General features: G+C 58.1%; 20 protein-coding genes. 17 read left to right on the forward strand and 3 right to left on the reverse strand.

The window, feature by feature from the left end; translation table 11 throughout:
- Positions 1-19: 19 nt before the first annotated feature.
- From ASE07_RS06100 to ASE07_RS06145, 10 genes are all read left to right on the forward strand, one after another.
- The gene (locus ASE07_RS06100) at positions 20-595 is read left to right on the forward strand and encodes a ubiquinone biosynthesis accessory factor UbiJ (protein ID WP_057289920.1); all 576 of its coding nucleotides are present in this window, start codon (positions 20-22) and stop codon (positions 593-595) included.
- A complete protein-coding gene (gene ubiB / locus ASE07_RS06105; RefSeq protein WP_057289921.1) occupies positions 596-2,173 on the forward strand; it encodes a ubiquinone biosynthesis regulatory protein kinase UbiB in 1,578 nt (525 codons plus the stop codon).
- A 6-nt stretch (positions 2,174-2,179) separates the two neighbouring features.
- Positions 2,180-2,785, forward strand: coding sequence for a methyltransferase domain-containing protein (locus ASE07_RS06110; RefSeq protein ID WP_057289922.1), 606 nt, complete (start codon positions 2,180-2,182; stop codon positions 2,783-2,785).
- Positions 2,786-2,866: 81 nt separating this feature from the next.
- A complete protein-coding gene (locus tag ASE07_RS06115; RefSeq protein WP_057289923.1) occupies positions 2,867-4,297 on the forward strand; it encodes a sodium:solute symporter family protein in 1,431 nt (476 codons plus the stop codon).
- Between the two features lie 165 nt (positions 4,298-4,462).
- Positions 4,463-4,792: an FmdB family zinc ribbon protein gene (locus tag ASE07_RS06120; protein ID WP_057289924.1), complete on the forward strand. Its 330-nt coding sequence runs from the start codon at positions 4,463-4,465 to the stop codon at positions 4,790-4,792.
- 53 nt (positions 4,793-4,845) lie between these two features.
- Complete coding sequence (locus ASE07_RS06125; protein ID WP_057289925.1) at positions 4,846-5,481, forward strand: DUF502 domain-containing protein; 636 nt, start codon at positions 4,846-4,848, stop codon at positions 5,479-5,481.
- A 95-nt stretch (positions 5,482-5,576) separates the two neighbouring features.
- The gene (aspS, locus tag ASE07_RS06130) at positions 5,577-7,382 is read left to right on the forward strand and encodes an aspartate--tRNA ligase (protein ID WP_057289926.1); all 1,806 of its coding nucleotides are present in this window, start codon (positions 5,577-5,579) and stop codon (positions 7,380-7,382) included.
- Positions 7,383-7,544: 162 nt separating this feature from the next.
- The gene (gene nudB / locus ASE07_RS06135) at positions 7,545-8,042 is read left to right on the forward strand and encodes a dihydroneopterin triphosphate diphosphatase (protein ID WP_057289927.1); all 498 of its coding nucleotides are present in this window, start codon (positions 7,545-7,547) and stop codon (positions 8,040-8,042) included.
- An 81-nt stretch (positions 8,043-8,123) separates the two neighbouring features.
- Positions 8,124-8,918 (forward strand): endonuclease/exonuclease/phosphatase family protein, encoded by a 795-nt coding sequence (locus tag ASE07_RS06140; protein ID WP_057289928.1) that lies wholly within the window; start codon positions 8,124-8,126, stop codon positions 8,916-8,918.
- A 136-nt stretch (positions 8,919-9,054) separates the two neighbouring features.
- Positions 9,055-10,221 carry a phospholipase D-like domain-containing protein gene (locus tag ASE07_RS06145; protein ID WP_057289929.1) on the forward strand — a complete coding sequence of 389 codons (1,167 nt, stop codon included), beginning with the start codon at positions 9,055-9,057 and terminating at the stop codon, positions 10,219-10,221.
- Between the two features lie 11 nt (positions 10,222-10,232).
- Here ASE07_RS06145 and pdxR read toward each other — a convergent pair whose 3' ends face one another.
- Complete coding sequence (gene pdxR / locus ASE07_RS06150; protein ID WP_200960890.1) at positions 10,233-11,729, reverse strand: MocR-like pyridoxine biosynthesis transcription factor PdxR; 1,497 nt, start codon at positions 11,727-11,729, stop codon at positions 10,233-10,235.
- 103 nt (positions 11,730-11,832) lie between these two features.
- On the opposite strand from pdxR, the gene ASE07_RS06155 reads away from it, so the two are divergent.
- A complete protein-coding gene (locus tag ASE07_RS06155) occupies positions 11,833-12,228 on the forward strand; it encodes a rhodanese-like domain-containing protein (protein ID WP_057289931.1) in 396 nt (131 codons plus the stop codon).
- Here the strand turns inward: ASE07_RS06155 and gcvA are convergent, their stop codons facing one another.
- Positions 12,229-13,158 (reverse strand): transcriptional regulator GcvA, encoded by a 930-nt coding sequence (gene gcvA, locus ASE07_RS06160; RefSeq protein WP_057289932.1) that lies wholly within the window; start codon positions 13,156-13,158, stop codon positions 12,229-12,231.
- A 173-nt stretch (positions 13,159-13,331) separates the two neighbouring features.
- Here gcvA and ASE07_RS06165 point away from each other — a divergent pair, with 173 nt between their 5' ends.
- The 6 genes from ASE07_RS06165 to ASE07_RS06190 all read left to right on the forward strand — a co-directional run bounded on the left by ASE07_RS06165 (position 13,332) and on the right by ASE07_RS06190 (position 18,372).
- The gene (locus tag ASE07_RS06165) at positions 13,332-14,222 is read left to right on the forward strand and encodes a DMT family transporter (RefSeq protein WP_057289933.1); all 891 of its coding nucleotides are present in this window, start codon (positions 13,332-13,334) and stop codon (positions 14,220-14,222) included.
- 89 nt (positions 14,223-14,311) lie between these two features.
- Entirely contained in the window at positions 14,312-15,067 is a 756-nt protein-coding gene (locus tag ASE07_RS06170; RefSeq protein ID WP_057289934.1) for an SIR2 family NAD-dependent protein deacylase, read from the forward strand.
- Positions 15,068-15,093: 26 nt separating this feature from the next.
- Positions 15,094-15,498: a YybH family protein gene (locus ASE07_RS06175; protein WP_057289935.1), complete on the forward strand. Its 405-nt coding sequence runs from the start codon at positions 15,094-15,096 to the stop codon at positions 15,496-15,498.
- Between the two features lie 74 nt (positions 15,499-15,572).
- Positions 15,573-16,076, forward strand: a complete 504-nt coding sequence (locus ASE07_RS06180) for a pyridoxamine 5'-phosphate oxidase family protein (RefSeq protein WP_057289936.1) — start codon at positions 15,573-15,575, stop codon at positions 16,074-16,076.
- Positions 16,077-16,370: 294 nt separating this feature from the next.
- Positions 16,371-17,543, forward strand: a complete 1,173-nt coding sequence (locus ASE07_RS06185) for a hypothetical protein (RefSeq protein WP_057289937.1) — start codon at positions 16,371-16,373, stop codon at positions 17,541-17,543.
- A gap of 43 nt (positions 17,544-17,586) precedes the next feature.
- Positions 17,587-18,372: a ferritin-like domain-containing protein gene (locus ASE07_RS06190; RefSeq protein ID WP_235548364.1), complete on the forward strand. Its 786-nt coding sequence runs from the start codon at positions 17,587-17,589 to the stop codon at positions 18,370-18,372.
- Between the two features lie 144 nt (positions 18,373-18,516).
- Here the strand turns inward: ASE07_RS06190 and hpf are convergent, their stop codons facing one another.
- Positions 18,517-18,873 carry a ribosome hibernation-promoting factor, HPF/YfiA family gene (gene hpf, locus ASE07_RS06195; protein ID WP_057289938.1) on the reverse strand — a complete coding sequence of 119 codons (357 nt, stop codon included), beginning with the start codon at positions 18,871-18,873 and terminating at the stop codon, positions 18,517-18,519.
- Between the last annotated feature and the right edge of the window lie 63 nt (positions 18,874-18,936).

Consider the following 18,936-nt stretch of genomic DNA (forward strand, 5'->3'; position numbering starts at 1 on the left):
GCGGTTTTATTTTGCGACCATGATTCGTTCAACTATCCCCGCAGCAATCAACCACCTGCTGTCCCGTGAGCAGTGGGCCCGTGACAAACTGGCAAAACATGCCGGCAAAGTCGCCGTTTTCGACGCCGGCGTGGCTTCGGTGCGCCTCAAGGTCGTCGCCGATGGCATGGTGCAGGCGGCCAGCGCTGAAGAGATATCCAGCGTCACCATCCGCGCCAAGCTGAGCGACTTGCCGCTCATCGTCCAGAACCGCGAACATGCTTTTTCCTACGTACAGATCGAGGGTGACGCCGATTTCGCCAATACCGTGTCGCAGGTCAGCCAGTCGCTGCGCTGGGAAGCGGAAGAAGACCTGAGCCGGCTGTTCGGTGATGCCGCTGCGGTCCGGCTGGTCGGCGGCGCTCGCACGGTCCTGCAGTCGGCCAGGGCCACCCATCAGAAACTGACTGAAAACATTGCAGAATACTTCCTTGAAGAGAATCCCTTGCTGGTGCGGCCGCAGAGCGTCGCCGAGTTTTCGAGTGAAGTCACGCGATTGCGTGATGACCTTGAGCGCCTGTCCAAACGCATTGACCGCCTGAAGGGAAGTCGCTAGATGTTTTTCAAGGTATTGCGGCTTTACAAGATCGCCCGTGTCGCCATCAAATACGGGCTGGACAATATTGCCATGTCCGGCCTCGCCAGCCCGCGCATCGCGGCGCTGATCGATACGCTATTCTTCTGGCGCGACATTTCCACGCCGCGCGGCGTCAGGTTGCGGCGCGCACTAGAAGAACTGGGACCGATTTTCGTCAAGTTCGGCCAGGTGCTGTCGACCCGGCGCGACCTCATGCCGCCGGATATCGCCGACGAACTGGCCAAGCTGCAGGACCGCGTGCCGCCGTTCGATTCCGACCTTGCCATCGCACAAATCAAGCGCTCTCTCGGCGCCCATCCCGAGCAGCTGTTTGCCAGCTTCGAACGGGTACCGGTGGCCTCCGCATCGATCGCCCAGGTGCACTTCGCGACCCTGAAGGACGGCACGCAGGTCGCGGTAAAGGTGCTGCGCCCGGGCATGAAACGCTCGATCGACGAAGACATTGCGCTGATGCGGATTGCCGCCGGCTGGGTGGAAAAGCTGTGGGCCGATGGCCGCCGCCTGAAACCGAAGGAAGTGGTCGGGGAGTTCGACAAGTACCTGCACGACGAACTCGATTTGATGCGCGAAGCCGCCAATGCCAGCCAGCTCCGCCGAAATTTCACCGGCTCCGACCTGCTGATGGTGCCCGAGATGTTCTGGGACTATTGCTCGACCTCGGTGATCGTGATGGAACGCATGCACGGTATCCCGATCTCCCAAATTGACCGGCTGGTGGCGGAAGGCGTCGACATGAAGAAACTGTCGCGCGACGGCGTCGAAATCTTTTTCACGCAAGTGTTCCGCGACGGCTTCTTTCACGCCGACATGCATCCGGGGAATATCCTGGTGTCGGTCGATCCACAGACTTTCGGCCGTTATATTGCCCTGGATTTCGGTATCGTCGGCACGCTGACCGATTTCGATAAGGATTACCTGTCGCAAAACTTCCTCGCGTTTTTCCGCCGCGATTACAAACGTGTGGCCGAAGCCCATATCGAATCCGGCTGGGCACCCAAGGAAACTCGCGTCGATGAACTGGAATCGGCGGTGCGCGCCTGCTGCGAGCCGATTTTCGACCGGCCGCTGCGCGACATCTCGTTCGGCCAGGTCCTGCTGCGCCTGTTCCAGACCTCACGCCGCTTTAATGTGGAAGTGCAGCCGCAGCTGGTGCTGCTGCAAAAGACCTTGCTCAATATCGAAGGGCTGGGTCGCCAGCTCGATCCCGACCTCGATCTCTGGAAGACCGCCAAACCCTACCTGGAACGGTGGATGCAGGAGCAGATTGGCTGGCGTGGCATGCTGGCCCGATTCAAGGAAGAGGCGCCGCACTACAACAAGATGATTCCGCAGCTGCCGCGCCTGGTGCATCAGGCGCTAACCGCGAAGATCGAAGAGCCGGGCATCAATGCGATCCTCCTGAAGCAGCTGATTGCCGAACAGCGGCGCACCAACATGCTGCTTGGTATAGCGGTGTACTTCGGTGGCGGGCTGGCGGGCGGCATCCTGATTGCGCAACTGCTGTTGCGCTGGTATCAAATTCTGCACTGGTGGTAGGGCAAAGTGGCGCAACAATTCGACAGCCGTGACCCGCTTGCGCCGGAATTCTGGTCCGAGCGGTTTGAAAAACACTTCACACCCTGGGACCGGGCAGGCGTCCCGAAGGCGCTACAGGATTTCGTCGCGACTGCGTCGCATCCACTGCGCACCCTCATTCCCGGCTGCGGTAGCGGATATGAAGTTGCCTGCATGGCGGAGGCGGGCTGGGACGTCACCGCAATCGACTTCTCCCCGGCTGCCGTCGAGGCGGCCCGCCGGTTGCAACCCCGGCATGCGGCACGTATCGTGCAGGCCGATTTCTTCAGCTTTACGCCCGCGCAGCCGCCCGACCTCATTTACGAACGCGCCTTTCTGTGTGCGCTCCCGCGTGACAAATGGCCGGCTATCGTGCAACGCTGGGCCGATTTGCTGCAACCGGGCGCGCTTCTTGCGGGATTTTTCTTTTTTGATGAAGCCCTGAAGGGGCCTCCTTTTGGTGCATCTGCCGGAACCCTGGAGGCATTGCTGACACCCTGTTTTGATCGAATCGACGATCAAGCCGTCACCGATTCGGTCGAAGTTTTCGCCGGCAAGGAACGCTGGCAGGTGTGGCGTCGGCAATCCGTCTGACGCCGTACACATCGACGCAAAATTGTCATTCCAGGAAGTTTCTGCGGCTATAATCGCGAAAAATTTCTTCAAGGAACTCGCATGAGCACACTGGTTGGATTCGTCATCCTCTACCTGCTTGTTTCAATTGCAATCGGCCTTTATGCCGCCACGCGGGTCAAAAATGCCGGCGACTACGCGGTGGCGGGACGCTCGTTGCCACTGTATGTGGTGGTGGCGACCGTTTTTGCGACATGGTTTGGTTCTGAGACCGTGCTCGGTATCCCCGCCAAATTCGTGGAGGAGGGATTGGGAGGGGTCATTGAAGATCCGTTCGGTTCCTCCATGTGCCTGATTCTGGTCGGCTTGTTCTTTGCGCGAAAGTTGTACAGGATGAACCTCCTGACGATCGGCGATTACTACCGTCAGCGCTACAACCGCACGGTAGAAGTCATCGTATCGGTCTGTATTGTCATCTCCTACCTGGGTTGGGTATCGGCGCAGATCACGGCCCTCGGCCTAGTGTTCAATGTGCTGTCCCAAGGTGCGATTATGGTATCGACAGGCATGCTGATCGGTGCTGCCATCGTGCTGCTTTACACCCTGTTCGGCGGCATGTGGTCGGTCGCGATGACCGATTTTTTCCAGATGATCATTATTGTCGTCGGGCTTGTATACATCGCCTTTGTCGTGTCCGATCTCGCAGGTGGCGCCGGCAAGGTGATTGATCATGCGGCGGCGGCCGGCAAGTTCCAGTTTGCTCCGGCACTGACGTCAAAGGATGTGCTGGCTTTTGTCGGTGCCTGGGTGACGATGATGTTCGGCTCCATTCCCCAGCAGGACGTTTTCCAGCGTGTCATGTCTGCCAAAAGCGAGAAGGTTGGTGCGGTCGGATCGGTGACGGGCGGATCACTCTACTTTGTGTTCGCGTTCATTCCGATGTTCCTCGCCTATTCAGCGTCGCTGATAGACCCGCAGATGGTGCAAACTCTGCTGGATAAGGATGCGCAAATGATACTGCCCACGCTGATCCTCAACAATACGCCGCTGTTAGCGCAGGTGATGTTCTTTGGCGCCTTGCTGTCGGCCATCATGTCAACAGCCAGCGGCACGCTGCTGGCCCCGAGCATTACCCTGACTGAGAACGTCCTCCGCGAATTTTTCCCCATGAACGACAGGCAAATGCTGCTGGCCACGCGGATCGTGGTCGTGTGCTTTGCTGTTGCGGTAACCGCCTTCGCCCTGATTTCACAGGGTACGTCGATCTATGACATGGTCGGTAACGCTTACAAGGTCACCCTGGTGTCGGCATTCGTCCCCTTGCTGATGGGGCTGTACTGGAAGAAGGCAAACACCCAGGGCGCGCTGTTTTCAGTGATCGGCGGGCTGGCTTCCTGGCTGTTGATGGAAAACTTCGGCGGCGAATCCATCTGGCCTCCGCAACTGGTCGGCCTCCTGGTGAGCTTCGGCGGAATGGTGATCGGTTCGCTGGCACCGCAGCGCATCGGCCGGCAAGCCGCCGCTTCGCACTGAGATTCCAGCAAATACTTTCCCTCAAAAGCCGCAGCCGTTCTGCGGCTTTTGTTTTTCCGTCCATAGCCATTTTGTCACCATCATTGCGCTCATCAATCAGTCCGCAAAACCCTGGGGAAAACCTTTATAATTCAGGGTTTTGGATGATTTTTGCGGGGGTATCCTATGCCAATTTATGCTTATCGCTGCGAATCTTGCGGTTTCACCAAGGATGTATTGCAAAAGGTGTCCGATGCGCCGCTGACGGATTGCCCGTCGTGCAGCAAAAGCAGTTTCAAAAAACAGTTGACGGCTGCCGGCTTTCAGCTCAAAGGTACGGGTTGGTATGTGACCGATTTCCGTAACGGTAGCGGCGGCACGTCCGCACCGGCGGGCAATACGGCGGCGTCTGCCGACAAACCGGCCGCGGCTGCGAGTTCGGATTCGGGTGCATCTTCGTCGTCCTCGTCTTCCACCAGCGGCACGGCGCCTGCGTCCACCACCACGGCCTCTTAACCGAAGCGGGTGTTCACGGCACTTCCTGCCTGCGCCCCACGCTGAAGGAAACCATGCGTAAATATTTTGTCACCGGCCTGTTGATCCTCGTTCCGCTTGCCATCACCTTGTGGGTGCTGAACCTGATCATCACCACCCTCGATCAGTCGCTCCTGCTGTTGCCGGAACGCTGGCGGCCGCTAGTGCTGTTCGGCTACAACCTGCCGGGCGCGGGTGCGGTGCTGACGGTGCTGATCATTTTCGTCACCGGTCTGCTGACGCGTAACTTCATCGGCAAGAAGCTGGTCTATGTCTGGGAATTGCTGCTTACCCGCATTCCCATTGTCAGCTCCATCTATTCCAGCGTGAAGCAAGTGTCCGACACCTTGTTTTCTTCATCGGGCAATGCCTTCCGCAAGGCAATGCTGGTGCAGTATCCGCGCCAGGGTTCGTGGACCATTGCCTTCCTGACGGGGGTGCCGGGTGGCGATGTCAGGAACCACCTGGTCGGCGATTACATCAGCGTGTATGTGCCGACGACGCCAAACCCGACTTCCGGATTTTTCCTCATGATGCCGCGATCCGAAGCGATTGAACTCGACATGACCGTCGATGAGGCATTGAAATACATCGTATCGATGGGCGTCGTGGCGCCCGAATATGTGGCATCCGCGGCCAGGAACCTGAAGGCCGTCGAATCCGAAGTCTGAAACATCTGAAACCGATCTGTTTTTCCCGGGATCCCGACCTTGCGCCTGCGCAGGCACCGGGATCATTCCAAAGAATCTGAAACTGGAACTTGAATATGTCTATGCGAACCCATTATTGCGGCCTCACCACCGAGGAGCTTCTCGGTCAAACCGTCAGCCTGTGCGGCTGGGTGCATCGTCGCCGCGACCACGGTGGCGTGATCTTCATCGACTTGCGCGACCGTGAAGGCCTGGTGCAGGTGGTCTGCGATCCGGATCGTGCCGATGTATTCAAGACCGCCGAAGCAGTCCGGAATGAATTCTGTGTCCGTATTACCGGTGTAGTGCGCAATCGTCCGGAAGGCACCACCAATGCCAACCTGAAGTCCGGCAAGATCGAAGTGCTGGCCCATCAGCTTGAGGTGCTGAACCCGTCGGTGACGCCACCGTTCCAGCTGGACGACGACAACCTGTCCGAAACGACCCGCCTGACGCACCGCGTGCTCGACCTGCGCCGTCCGCAGATGCAGAACAACCTGCGCCTGCGCTACAAGGTGACGATGGAAGTGCGCAAGTTCCTCGATGCCAACGGCTTCATCGACATCGAAACGCCGATGCTGACCAAGTCGACGCCGGAAGGCGCGCGTGACTACCTGGTGCCGTCGCGTGTCAACGCCGGTAACTTCTTCGCGCTGCCGCAGTCGCCGCAGTTGTTCAAGCAGTTGCTGATGGTGGCCAACTTCGATCGCTATTACCAGATCACCAAGTGCTTCCGCGACGAAGACCTGCGCGCAGATCGTCAGCCCGAGTTCACGCAGATCGACTGCGAAACCTCGTTCATGAACGAGCAGGAAATCCGTGACATGTTCGAAGGCATGATCCGCGGCGTGTTCAAGAATGCGCTCGACATCGACCTGCCGAACCCGTTCCCGGTGATGGAATATGCGGAAGCCATGGGCTTGTACGGTTCCGACAAGCCGGACATGCGCGTCAAGCTGCAGTTCACCGACCTGACCGCGGTCATGAAGGATGTGGACTTCAAGGTCTTCTCCGGTGCCGCCAACATGGAAGGCGGTCGCGTGGTCGGCCTGCGCGTTCCGGGCGGCGGCGCAATGCCGCGTTCCGAGATCGACGCTTACACCCAGTTCGTCGCAATCTATGGCGCCAAGGGCCTGGCTTACATCAAGGTCAACGAGAAGGCCAAAGGCCGTGACGGCTTGCAGTCACCGATCGTCAAGAATCTGCACGATACCGCGCTGGCCCAGATCATCGAACAGACCGGTGCCCAGGACGGCGACCTGATCTTCTTCGGCGCCGACAAGGCGAAGGTCGTCAACGACGCGATCGGCGCATTGCGCGTGAAGATCGGCCACAGCGACTTCGGCAAGAAGAACGGTCTCTTTGAAGATTCATGGAAGCCGTTGTGGGTCATCGACTTCCCGATGTTCGAATTCGATGAAGAAGGTCAGCGTTATGTTGCAGCCCATCATCCGTTCACATCGCCCAAGGATGGTCACGAAGACTTCCTCGAAACCGATCCGGGCAAGGCGCTGGCCAAAGCCTATGACATGGTGCTCAATGGCTGGGAACTGGGTGGTGGTTCGGTGCGTATCCATCGTGCCGAGGTACAGAGCAAGGTATTCCGCGCACTCAAGATCGATGCCGAAGAAGCGCAGCTCAAGTTCGGCTTCCTGCTGGATGCACTGCAGTATGGCGCACCTCCGCACGGCGGCCTCGCTTTCGGTCTCGACCGTATCGTCACCATGATGACCGGCGCCGAGTCGATCCGCGACGTGATCGCCTTCCCGAAGACCCAGCGCGCGCAGTGTCTGCTGACACAGGCACCGTCGGAAGTCGACGAGAAGCAGTTGCGTGAACTGCACATCCGTTTGCGCAACGTCGAGCCGGCCGCTAAAGCATAAAACCGCATAAAGCGGCATATTGGTGCAGCAAACCAGGAAAGGCGCAGGAAACTGCGCCTTTTTTCGTATGACGCAGGCCGATGGTACTTGACCTCTATGGGGTATGATTTTGCAATCGCGGGGAGATCCCGCAGCCAAAGGTGACTTCAACAAACGATCCGAATGCAAAAGCCCTATAAAATTCCCGAATCCGTCCTGGTCGTCATTCATACCGCCGAACGCGACGTTCTGCTGATCGAGCGCGCCGACAAGCCGGGGTACTGGCAATCCGTTACCGGCTCCAAAGATACGGAAGACGAGCCTTTACGCGAGACCGCGATCCGTGAAGTTTTTGAAGAAACCGGCATTCGCATCCTTGCGGAAACATCATCGCAGACCTCCGATCCCACTTGCGTATCCGAAAGCCGGCTGATCGACTGGAAACTCTCCAACGTCTATGAAATCTATCCGGTATGGCGTCACCGTTATGCACCAGGAGTGACGCGCAACACCGAGCATGTATTCAGCCTGAAAGTGCCAAGGGACATCGCAATCGCCCTGGCACCACGCGAACATGTGAACCATATGTGGCTGCCATACCGGGAGGCGGCGGACAAATGTTTTTCGCCGTCCAATGCGGAGGCTATCCTGCAGTTGCCTGCATACAGCATGGTCGGCTGACGCGAACCGATCGCGATCCAGCCGGTACTTGATCGCAATGCACGGTCGTTCACGGCATTGCCTGAGGAAGAAAATAAACTGATGAAACTTCGGATCGCGACCTACAACATACACAAGGGCGTCAGCTCGCTGCGCAGCATGCCGCGGGTACACGCATTGAAACAGGCCCTGTCTTCCATGGAGGCGGACATCCTGTTCCTGCAGGAAGTGCAGGGCCGCCATGACAAGTACGCAATGAAGCATGCAAACCTGTGGCCGGAGCAGGAGCAGCATAAATTCCTTGCGGGCGATTCGCACGAAGCGGTGTACGGCATGAATGCGGTCTACGACCATGGACATCATGGAAATGCCTTGCTGAGCCGTTTTCCGGTGGTATCGTCGACCAATAAGGACGTGTCCGACCATGCCTATGAGGCACGCGGTATCCTGCATTGCATTGTCGAGACGCCGAAAGGACAGGTGCATTGTTATGTGATCCATCTCGGCTTGTTTGCCGGCAGTCGCAAGCGCCAGACCGAGCAGTTGATCGAAGCGGTGACAACCTCTTCGCCGCCCGGTGCGCCGGTCATCATCGCCGGTGACTTCAACGACTGGACCAATCAGCTCAGCGAGTCGCTGCGCGAGCGACTTGGCGTGACGGAAGTGTTTGACGACGACCTGCCTAGCCGTGGTTTCGGTTCTTATTTGCGCACGCTGGGCGGGCGCGGACCTAAAATGAAGCCGGCGCGGACTTTTCCCGCGGCATTGCCCTGGCTACGCCTTGACCGCATCTATGTGCGCGGCCTGCATATAGAAACTGCGGAAGTGCTCCATGGCGGCATGTGGGCCAAGTTGTCCGACCATGCGCCGATCATCGCGTCGCTTGAACTGAAATAAGTCTATCAACGCTGGAAAGGCTGGAGCAGATCTCATACCCGTACACGTCAAATAGACTTGGGGCGATAGATAGTACAGGCGTATGGAATCTGCTCTAGAATCGCAGCGGTCAACCCAGCGAAGGCTTTTCTCGCTTATGCGTTCGGTCGAATTCATTGCACACAACAGAGTTGTACTTTTGCATTGCGGTGCGGAATATTTTCCCGCGCTGATTGCAGCCATCGACAGTGCGCGCTTCGAAGTGTGCCTCGAAACGTATATCTATAGTCTCGATGCGACCGGCATCCAGGTAAAGGATGCGCTGGTGCGCGCCGCATCGCGCGGCGTGACCGTCAATGTCATTACCGACTGGATTGGCACCGGTCATCTGCAGTCGGTCGCGCTCAGCAAGGTATTTGGCGAGGGCGGTGTCAATCATCGCACTTTCAATTCCTGGTTTCGCCGCGGCGTCGCGCGCACGCATCGCAAGATGTGCGTGGTCGATCGTGAAGTCGCCTTTCTTGGCGGCCTCAATATCAATGACGACTATCTTTCCGACGATGGATACAATACGCCGTTGCCGGCGCCGCGCTGGGATTTCGCCGTGCGTGTGCATGGCCCGCTGGTTGCGGCGATTTACCACGAACTCCAGTCACAGTGGCGCCTGCTCAATGGCTTGCACCTGCGATTTCGGTGGAAGCGCCTGCGCGAGCACAAGGTGCCGAACCCGGTCATCGAAGATGGTGTGGCCATGGCCGCGCTCGTGCTGCGCGATAACCTGCGCAACCGCCGTACCATACAACGGACGTATCTCAAAGCGCTTGGCAATGCGCGGCATCGTGCCTTGCTGGCCAATCCGTATTTCGCGCCGGGTCGCAAGTTGCGGGACGGCCTTGCTGCTGCGGCCCGGCGCGGTGTTGAAGTCACACTGCTGATCGGCGTCGGGCAATTTCGCATTCAGGACGCCGTCGCCCATTCCTTCTATCCCAAGCTGCTCAAGAGCGGAGTGCGTGTCGTCGAGTACCGCAAGACCCAATTGCATGGCAAGGTTGCCGTGATCGACAACGACTGGGCGACAGTCGGCTCCAGCAACTGGGACGGACTCAGCCTGTTCGTCAATCATGAAGCGAACATCGTGGTGCGCGAACCGCATTTCGCCCATGACCTGCGGGTGTTGATCGAGCGTGCGGTCGAAGAGGGTGTCACTATCCGCGAGGAAGACTACGCGAACGTCCCCTGGTATGAGCGAGCGTGGTATGGCATGGCTTACTTTATCTACAAAAGTATTCTGCGGGTGATTACGCTCGGTCGATATACCGAGTAACGGATGCTGGTCTAGCCGATCACTTTTGCAAGCCGTTTCATTCCCATCCGTATCTCGCCGGGCTGCAACGCACTGAAGCCCATCACAAAACCGTTGCGGATATCGGCGCCGCGGTACAGCCGTGACAACAGCGGCATGTCAATGCCGGCGTCGGACGCCATGCCTGAAATACGTTTGTCCGACAAGCGTTGATCGCGCAACAGGCAGGCCGTCTGCAGACCGCCAGATGCGGGTTGCGCTTGCAGCCGTTCGCCGACCTGACGCTCAAGTTCCTCCATGAAGATATCACGCCGCGCGCGGTATAGCTCGCGCATACGCCTGACATGCGCCATGAAATGCCCTTCGCGGATAAAGTCCGCCAGTACCGCCTGCATCAACGGCGAAGTATGTCCATCGACCTGGCTGCGTGCCATCACGAACGGGTCGACAAGTGGCTTTGGCACGACCAGATAGGCAAGCCGGATACCTGGAAACAGCACTTTCGAAAACGTGCCGATGTACAGCACCCGCTGATGCGGATCCAGGCCGTGAATCGCAGCGACCGGTCGGGTGTCGTAATGGAACTCACTGTCATAATCGTCTTCGACGATCCACGCGTTGGCGGCGCGCGCCCATTCAATAAGCTGCAGCCGACGCGGCAAACACAGCGTCATGCCCAGCGGGTACTGATGCGATGGCGTGACGTAGGCGAGCCTTGCGTCGGAAGCCATTCCGATTGCCGCATCGACCATCATGCCTTGCTCGTCCACCGGAACCGGGATCAGATGTGCGCCTGCTCCCGCAAACGCGGTCTGCGCACCCCGATAACCTGGGTCCTCGATCCATACGGCATCGCCCGCGTCGAGCATCATCATCGAAATGAGCGTCAGCGCCTGCTGCGAACTGGTCAGCACGATAACTTGCCCGGCGTCGCAGTCGACCCCGCGCGATAAGGATAGATATTGCGCAATCGATTCCCGTAGCAGCGGCGAGCCTTGCGGGTCGCCATTCATCATCCACGCGTCCGATCCGTGACGTGCATGACGTGATAGCAGGCGCTGCCATATGGCGATGGGAAAGCTGTCGAGCGCCGGCATGCCCGCCGAGAATGCACGTAGCTGACTTGCATCGGTACAACCGCCCATCACGGCAATCTGCTGACCCCGTTCGGACAGTTCTGGAATTGACGTACCAGCATAAGAACCCCGTATCGGTTTTCCTGGGCGCGCACGAACGTCTTGCGCAATGCCTGTACCGACAAAACTTCCGCTACCGGTCTGCCTGATCAGATAGCCTTCGTCTTCGAGTTGCGCATAAGCCGACTCGGCGGTACTGCGCGATACGGCAAGGTCGGCCGCCAGTGCCCGCGTGGATGGCAGCCGGTCGCCGGGGCGCAGGCTGCCATCCAGGATGCCGCTGCGTATCGCCCGGTAGACCTGAATTGACAACGCCATCCGTGTGTCGCCGTTTTTTTCCAGCAGGGTGAGCAGCACACCGGCAATGGCACGGGAACCCGAGCTGCTTTTCATAAGTGGTCTGGTGGTATGCGTAAAATTGGTATGCGGAAGCAAACCATTTGACGATACCATGTTTGCAGCTGTCTGAACGACGAATGTCAAAGGAAGGAAGCCCATGCAAGCGCAATTGCAGCATTATCTCGACAAGCTCGCGTATGAAATCGACTCCTGGGACCTGAGCGTGTCCCTCAAAAATAACGACAGAGTCATTGTGATCGATGCACGCGCGCCGGAAGCTTATGCGGAGGAGCATATTCCCGGAGCGATCAATGTTCCGCATCGAACCATGTCCGACGAAAGTGTGGCGCAGCTCGACCGTGCGGCCTTGATCGTCACTTACTGTGATGGCATCGGCTGCAATGCGTCGACCAAGGGCGCGCTGAACATGACACGGCTGGGGTTCCGGGTAAAGGAACTGATGGGAGGCCTGGACTGGTGGAAGCGTGACGGTCACCCGACCGCGGGCAAGCAGGCAGCACCAGGCAATAGCGAAATCGTTTGCGGCTGCTGATCAGTCGGCGCTTGTTTCCGGTTCCGGGCCCGGACCATTGCCAGCTTCCGCGATAACCCATTCGCAGAATGCCTTGACCGCCGGGCGCGCCTCTGCTTCCGGCGGTCGCAACAAATGAAACTGGTACGGCCCCAGGACGCGCTGCGGAAACAGACGCACCAGCCGGCCGGCACGCAAATCTTCGGCAATGAAAGGCTCGGCAGCAATCGCTACCCCCTGATGATTGGCGGCAGCTTCCAGCGTCAGGTAGGTGTGCGAAAAGCTCGGACGCAGATTACCCGCGTACTGCACACCGAAATGCCGCAACCACCGCACCCAGTTCACTTCATGCGGAATGCGTGGCTCCAGTTCATCATGCAGCAGCGGATAGCGCAGCAGGTCGGCCGGTTCCCGCAATTCCGGCGCCGCCGCCCTGAACGCCGGACTGCAAACCGCCGAAAACCATTCTTCCATCAACAGCTTGGCATTCAGGCCCGGATAAGGACCCGTGCCCAGGCGTATCGCCACATCCACACCTTCATTCAGAAAATCCACCGGATGCAGCGAAGCAAGAACGCGCATGTCGATGTCCGGATGCGCTTCGCGCAAACGCCCCAGGCGGGGCAGCAGCCAACGCGACACCAAGGTTGGAACGGACGTGACAGTGACCACGCGGTCATCGCCATGACGCCGCGCTGCTTCCGATGCTTCCGCCAGGCTGCTCAGCAAGGGACGCAGGTTCTGGGCGTACTGGCGTCCAGCAGGGGTCAGTACCACGCCGCGCGGCAGGCGCTGAAACAAAGTGATCCCCAGCCATGTTTCCAGCTGCTTGACCTGATGGGCGATAGCGCCTGCGGATACATGCAGTTCTTCGCCGGCAGCTTGAAATCCGCCGTGGCGGGCGGCAGCCTCAAAGGCGCGAACGGCAGGCAGGGGCGGTAGTCGGTACATGATCTTGGCTCAATAATTTTGGGGCAACCCTGCAAGAATATTGATTTGTCCAGAAATCAGCAAGGCAATAGACTCCATGCATTCAAGAGGAATGCCAGTCTTGCTGGCGCTGTTAACTGCCGTAAGAACGGTGTTGCAGCCCTCAATCCTATTTGCCCTGAAAGCACGCACCCATGTCCCGTACATCCGCCATCGTCCTGATTTTGTTGTCCGCCCTCGGGTTCGGCAGCATGGCCATTTTTGCCAAGATTGCCTATGCGGCGGGCGTCAGTCCCAGCATGCTGCTCGTACTGCGCTTCGCACTTGCCGTCGGCATGCTGGCGCCGCTGGTCTGGATGCGGCGTGTAAAGCTGCCACGCGGACCTGCGCTGGCGGGTTTTCTGCTGATGGGCGCCTTGTACACGGCACAGTCGCAGTCTTACTTCACCGCACTCATGTATGCCAGCAGCGGTCTGGTCGGCCTGTTGCTGTATGTGTATCCGATACTGGTGACGGTGCTTGCGGTGACCTTCGGTTCCGAAAGGCTTGATCGCCGCACCCTGGGGTTGCTGATCGTCGCGATCGCCGGGATGGCTGTCATGCTGGGCGGCGACTTGCAGGGCCAGCCGCTGGGCATTGCGCTGGGCTTACTCGCCGCCGCGATCTACGCGGTGTATATCCTGCTCGGCAGCAAGGTATCGGAAGGCGTCGATCCGCTGGCCGGCACGCTGGTCATCATGGGGGCTGCCGCACTGGGCAATGGCGGATTCGCGTTGGCATCGGGCGCCGCATTTCCGGCCACCTTGGATGCCTGGCTGGCCATCGCTGCCATCGCGCTGGCGACCACCATTGCGATTTCCTGCTTCCTGGTTGGCATCAAGCATGTCGGCCCGTCGCAAGCCTCTATCATTTCGACGCTGGAGCCGGTGATTACACTTTGCCTTGGAGTAGCTTTGCTCGCCGAAACCGTCAGTGCAGGGCAGTTGCTTGGCGGCGCCATGGTGCTCGGTGCAGTTATCCTGCTTGCCCTGCGTTCGCAGCCGCCAATGCCAGTCGCGCAACACGCTGAGGGCGCGCCGACCTGAGCGCGTCAAAGCATCTATGCTGCAACCACGCTGTAGTTCAGACAACGAGCGTTATACTGCAAATTCATCCGTACGTCTGATCGCTCACCATGCTCTTTGACTTTGTGTTGCTGGAGAAGCTGCGCAGTGCCCGGCACATTGCCGTGTTCACCGGCGCGGGAGTGTCTGCCGAAAGCGGCATCCCGACCTTTCGTGATGCGCAGACCGGCTTGTGGGCAAAGTTCAGGGCAGAGGATCTGGCGACGCCGGAAGCGTTTCGCCGCGATCCGGTAACGGTCTGGAACTGGTACGCATGGCGGCGTGAACTGATGGCGGATGCAGGGCCTAATCCGGCACACCTTGCCATTGCACAGATGCAGCAGGTCGTGCCCGAGCTTACGGTGATCACCCAGAACGTGGACGGATTGCACGCAAAAGCCGGTAGCGCGAACGTCATTGAATTGCACGGCAACATCTGGAATGACTTCTGCGCTGACTGCCGCCAGCAGGCCAACGGCAAGGAAGGCACGAACAATGTGCCGCCGCGCTGCACGCATTGCGGCGGTATGCTGCGGCCTGGCGTGGTGTGGTTCGGCGAAGCCCTGCCGGCCGATGCCTGGACGCGGGCCTCTGACGTACTTGAGGTAGCCGATGTATTTTTTTGCATTGGCACTTCCAGCCTGGTTGAACCTGCGGCCAGCCTGCCGCGGTATGCCCGCTCCTGCGGACGCACGGTGGTGCAGATCAATCCGGAGGCGACCAGCCATGACGAGATTGCGCAATACGTGTTACGCGGCAAGGCCGGTGAAGTATTGCCGCAACTGGTGCAAGCAGCCTGGCCACAGGTCATGCCTGAAGTCCCGTAAATCCTAACTTTATGCTGGAGCCGATCATGGATAACGACGAACTTGCCATACGAAGTCTTATTGCAGACTGGCAGATTGCCTCTGAAGAAGGGGATATTGATCGCCTGCACAGCATGATGTCGGACGATGTCGTTTTTCTGATGCCGGGGCAGGCGCCAATGCGCGGCAAGGATACTTTCATCGCGGCATTTCGCGAAGGCATGCAGCACTTTCGCATCGAGTCGGAAGGCAAGATTGAAGAGTTGCAGGTCAACGACGATGTCGCTTATTGCTGGACACACTTATCAGTGACCGTAACGCCGTATCGCAACGGATTACCGATGAAGCGTTCGGGCAACACGCTGACGATACTGCGCAAACAGCACGGCAATCACTGGGTAATTGTGCGCGACGCCAACATGCTGACGGCACAACCTGCCAATCCATCCTGAGCGGAACTTTATTCCTGCGCTGCGATTCTCCTTTGTACAGGCGCCTACAGCGTCTTTCCCTAAGGAGAATTTCCATGGATGTACAAGATCAAAACTATGGCGAATTGCAGGAGGTCGCGCAGCTGGTTGAAGAAATCAAGTTCGCGATGATGACCACGGAAGAAGAGGATGGCACCTTGCGTAGCCGCCCCATGTCCACCATGCAAATGGATTCGGCCGGCAATTTGTGGTTTTTCACCGGTTTGTCCTCACCCAAGGTCGAGGAATCGCAGCAAAATCATCGGCAGGTCAACCTGAGTTATGCACGTCCGGACAAGCAGGACTACCTGTCGATTTCGGGGACAGCCGAAATCGTGCGCGACAAGGAAAAAATGCGCTCGCTCTGGACACCCTGGATCAAGCCCTGGTTTCCCGCAGGTCTCGACGATCCCGACCTGGTACTGCTCAAGGTCACGATCACCGAAGCCGAATACTGGATTGCGCCGGGCAGTACGGTAAAGCGGCTCTATGGCCTGGCCAAGGGCATGATGACCGGCAATACCGATGCGCTCGGCGATAATCGCAAAGTGGTGATGTAATGTCGTCGCAGCGACGAGTCATTTGTGCGGCACCGCTTTGCACACCGGCTTCCTGTAGTGCATCGACTGTATTGCATCGATTTACTTATCGCTATTCCCTGTGCGCTGTTCCCTGCGCAAATACACCTGCATTGGCATGGCTCAACATCTTCGGCGACGTTCTGAAAAACTCGATCTGCTATTGCGAACTTTGCCATAGCCGCTTCATCGAAGCAGCTGAATGACCACTGTCGGATTGCGGATTCAACCCGCATCATCGCCATCCCCATTCCTGTTCAGCGAAGGAGCATTGCAATGGCTTTCAATTTGTTCAGTTCAAGAGGTACACCGATCGACCAGCAGCGCTTTACCTGGCGAGACATGGTGCAGAAGCCGATCAGCAAGCTGGATGACGACGCCTTTACCCGTATCCGCATCATCCTGATGAATGGCATCGAGCAGGAGTCAATCCGCTTCCAGCACATGGCGGCACGGCGCAATCGCGACTTGCGGGTCGCGCTGGCCAAAGTGCGGCGTAGTGAGCAGCATCAGGCCACGATGGTGAACTGGCTGCTTGGCCCCGACCATTCACCGCTGGAAATCACCATTGGTTACGAGCAGGTGGCCATCGAGATTACCGCAGCCGTCGCGCAACGCGAACCGGATCCTACTCTTGCACAGGGATATCGTTTCGGCATGCTGGAAGATTTTGATCACCTGTATCGTTACTCGGCCTTGCTTGATCGCCTGGAAGGCAAGGATGCAAACAATATCCTGCAGAGCTATACCGATATTCTGCCGGGACGTCCCACGGTGGTGGAGCATCGCGCACCGGAAGACGATGTGCGCGAATCCTACAACCGGCTGACCGCCGCCCCGGTGACGCGCCTGAATGCGCTGACCATCGTGGCGACCGAGTCGCAGGTGCATCAGTATTATCTCAACGTCGGTCCGCAGTTTGCCGACCCGGTTGCGCGACAGCTGTATGCCGAGATTGCCTCGATCGAGGAACAACATGTCACGCAATATGAATGCTTCTTCGACCCGGATGAAACTTGGCTGGAGCAATGGCTGCTGCACGAGGCTGCGGAAGTCTACAACTACTACAGTTGCGTGCAACAGGAAAGCAATCCGCGCGTAAAGGCGATCTGGGAGCGTTTTCTGGATTACGAGCTTGGTCATTTCCACTACGTTGCGGAGCTGTTCAAGCAGATCGAACGGCGCGATCCAACCGAACTTTTTCCCGGCGATCTGCCCGAGCCGATTCTCTTTGCAAGCCAGCGCGATTTCGTCAGGCAGGTACTGCTCAAGGAAGTCGATCTGCGGGCGAACGGCATGCAAATTGTGGATAAGGCGAATGAAAGCCAGGCATCGGTCGCCTATCGCCAGCATATCAATTCGGATGGATCGCCAAGTGAAACCGTCGCCGCAGGGTACATCTGGGCACCTGGTACCGAGCTGAATCGCAAGGTGGCCGTGGCGGTTTGAGCTGAGCATGAGATTGGTGCAGCAAACCAAGGAAGGAAACATCATGAAGCAGCAACCTGAAATGGGAATGAATCGCACCGGCGTACAGATGTCGCCGATCGATACGACAAGCATGCAATCCGCGCATCCCACGCTAGTGACGCCGGTACCGCCCGGCGACGAGAGTGCGCTCGCTGAAATGCGCAGCCGTTACATCAATGAAGCAGATGGTCTTGGTTCGGTGCCGGTGCCGGGCACGATACACGGTGCGATCACCACGGGCGTCTCCATGCTGACCGGGAACAAGCCGCAACTCCTGCTCGACAAGCTCGGTGAGCGGCTGGCCTTCGAGCGTACCGGCACGCGGCTCTATGATGCATTGATCACTAAATTTACCGCGCTGCAGGACGACTCCACCAGCATGACGCTGGCCGACCTGCAGAAAATCCGGGACGATGAAGTTCGTCATTTCCGCATGATGGCGAGCGCAATTGAAACTATCGGTGGTGATCCGACTTCACAAACGCCGTGCGCCGATGTGGTCGGTGTCGAATCTCAGGGCTTGATGCAGGTACTGACCGATCCGCGCACGACAATGGCGCAGTCGCTGCACGCCATCCTGGTGGCAGAAATGACCGACAACGTCGGGTGGGAACAGCTGATCGCATTAGTTGAAGATCAGGGACAAATGTCGCTGATTACCGACTTCAGCGTAGCCCTCGATGAAGAACGCGCACATTTGCAGCAGGTGCAACGGTGGTATGAGGAAGCGACGTTTGGCAGATCGATTTCCGATGGCGCGGTAGTTGACGATGTGAGCGACATGAATACTTCGGCGCCGCTGCATTGAGCGCCGCGTGATCAGTGTCCGAAAGAATGTGCGGACTCAGCGGCGTTTATTACAGGATCGCCTTGTTACGCTATTGAGGCTTCCTCCCCTTGAAAGGGAGGGAGCAGACCATCTTACGTCAGACATCCAGGCCAGACACTTTTGTCACATGTCCACAGCGCCTGCATCCCCGCCGCTGACGTGCTTCAGTGCTTCGTTTCTGTGCGACTGCACCTTGTCCTTGTGCCGGATCACCTGCCGGTCCAGCTTGTCCATCAGCCCATCAATGGCCGCGTACAAATCTTCTGCATAGTGATCCAGATGGATGATGTTTCCTTTCATGCGAAGGTTGACCTCTGCCCGCTGCCGCTTGTCTTTTTCTGATGGTTTTTCGACGCCGAGTACCACTGCGATATCGATGATTTGGTCGAAATGCCGGATCACACGTTCCAGCTTCGTTTCTACGTATTCCCTCAGGGCAGGGCTGATATCGACATGTTGCCCGGTAAGCAGTAGGTTCATATGTTTCACTCCTCGACACAATGGATTGGAAAAAAGGCGTGTCCGTATTTCCATTCACGATGG

The organism is Noviherbaspirillum sp. Root189 (assembly GCF_001428545.1).
In the GTDB taxonomy this organism is placed as follows: Bacteria; Pseudomonadota; Gammaproteobacteria; order Burkholderiales; family Burkholderiaceae_D; genus Noviherbaspirillum.

What these genes read in the sequence shown, in the direction of transcription:
- ASE07_RS06175 (WP_057289935.1), top strand. Translation starts at nt 15,094, where the DNA reads ATGGATAACGACGAACTTGCCATACGAAGTCTTATTGCAGACTGGCAG.
- ASE07_RS06115 (WP_057289923.1), top strand. Translation starts at nt 2,867, where the DNA reads ATGAGCACACTGGTTGGATTCGTCATCCTCTACCTGCTTGTTTCAATT.
- ASE07_RS06145 (WP_057289929.1), top strand. Translation starts at nt 9,055, where the DNA reads ATGCGTTCGGTCGAATTCATTGCACACAACAGAGTTGTACTTTTGCAT.
- ASE07_RS06100 (WP_057289920.1), top strand. Translation starts at nt 20, where the DNA reads ATGATTCGTTCAACTATCCCCGCAGCAATCAACCACCTGCTGTCCCGT.
- ASE07_RS06180 (WP_057289936.1), top strand. Translation starts at nt 15,573, where the DNA reads ATGGATGTACAAGATCAAAACTATGGCGAATTGCAGGAGGTCGCGCAG.
- hpf (WP_057289938.1), bottom strand. Translation starts at nt 18,873, where the DNA reads ATGAACCTACTGCTTACCGGGCAACATGTCGATATCAGCCCTGCCCTG.
- ASE07_RS06170 (WP_057289934.1), top strand. Translation starts at nt 14,312, where the DNA reads ATGCTCTTTGACTTTGTGTTGCTGGAGAAGCTGCGCAGTGCCCGGCAC.
- pdxR (WP_200960890.1), bottom strand. Translation starts at nt 11,729, where the DNA reads ATGAAAAGCAGCTCGGGTTCCCGTGCCATTGCCGGTGTGCTGCTCACC.
- ASE07_RS06125 (WP_057289925.1), top strand. Translation starts at nt 4,846, where the DNA reads ATGCGTAAATATTTTGTCACCGGCCTGTTGATCCTCGTTCCGCTTGCC.
- gcvA (WP_057289932.1), bottom strand. Translation starts at nt 13,158, where the DNA reads ATGTACCGACTACCGCCCCTGCCTGCCGTTCGCGCCTTTGAGGCTGCC.
- aspS (WP_057289926.1), top strand. Translation starts at nt 5,577, where the DNA reads ATGTCTATGCGAACCCATTATTGCGGCCTCACCACCGAGGAGCTTCTC.
- ASE07_RS06185 (WP_057289937.1), top strand. Translation starts at nt 16,371, where the DNA reads ATGGCTTTCAATTTGTTCAGTTCAAGAGGTACACCGATCGACCAGCAG.
- ASE07_RS06155 (WP_057289931.1), top strand. Translation starts at nt 11,833, where the DNA reads ATGCAAGCGCAATTGCAGCATTATCTCGACAAGCTCGCGTATGAAATC.
- nudB (WP_057289927.1), top strand. Translation starts at nt 7,545, where the DNA reads ATGCAAAAGCCCTATAAAATTCCCGAATCCGTCCTGGTCGTCATTCAT.
- ASE07_RS06190 (WP_235548364.1), top strand. Translation starts at nt 17,587, where the DNA reads ATGAAGCAGCAACCTGAAATGGGAATGAATCGCACCGGCGTACAGATG.
- ASE07_RS06165 (WP_057289933.1), top strand. Translation starts at nt 13,332, where the DNA reads ATGTCCCGTACATCCGCCATCGTCCTGATTTTGTTGTCCGCCCTCGGG.
- ASE07_RS06120 (WP_057289924.1), top strand. Translation starts at nt 4,463, where the DNA reads ATGCCAATTTATGCTTATCGCTGCGAATCTTGCGGTTTCACCAAGGAT.
- ubiB (WP_057289921.1), top strand. Translation starts at nt 596, where the DNA reads ATGTTTTTCAAGGTATTGCGGCTTTACAAGATCGCCCGTGTCGCCATC.
- ASE07_RS06140 (WP_057289928.1), top strand. Translation starts at nt 8,124, where the DNA reads ATGAAACTTCGGATCGCGACCTACAACATACACAAGGGCGTCAGCTCG.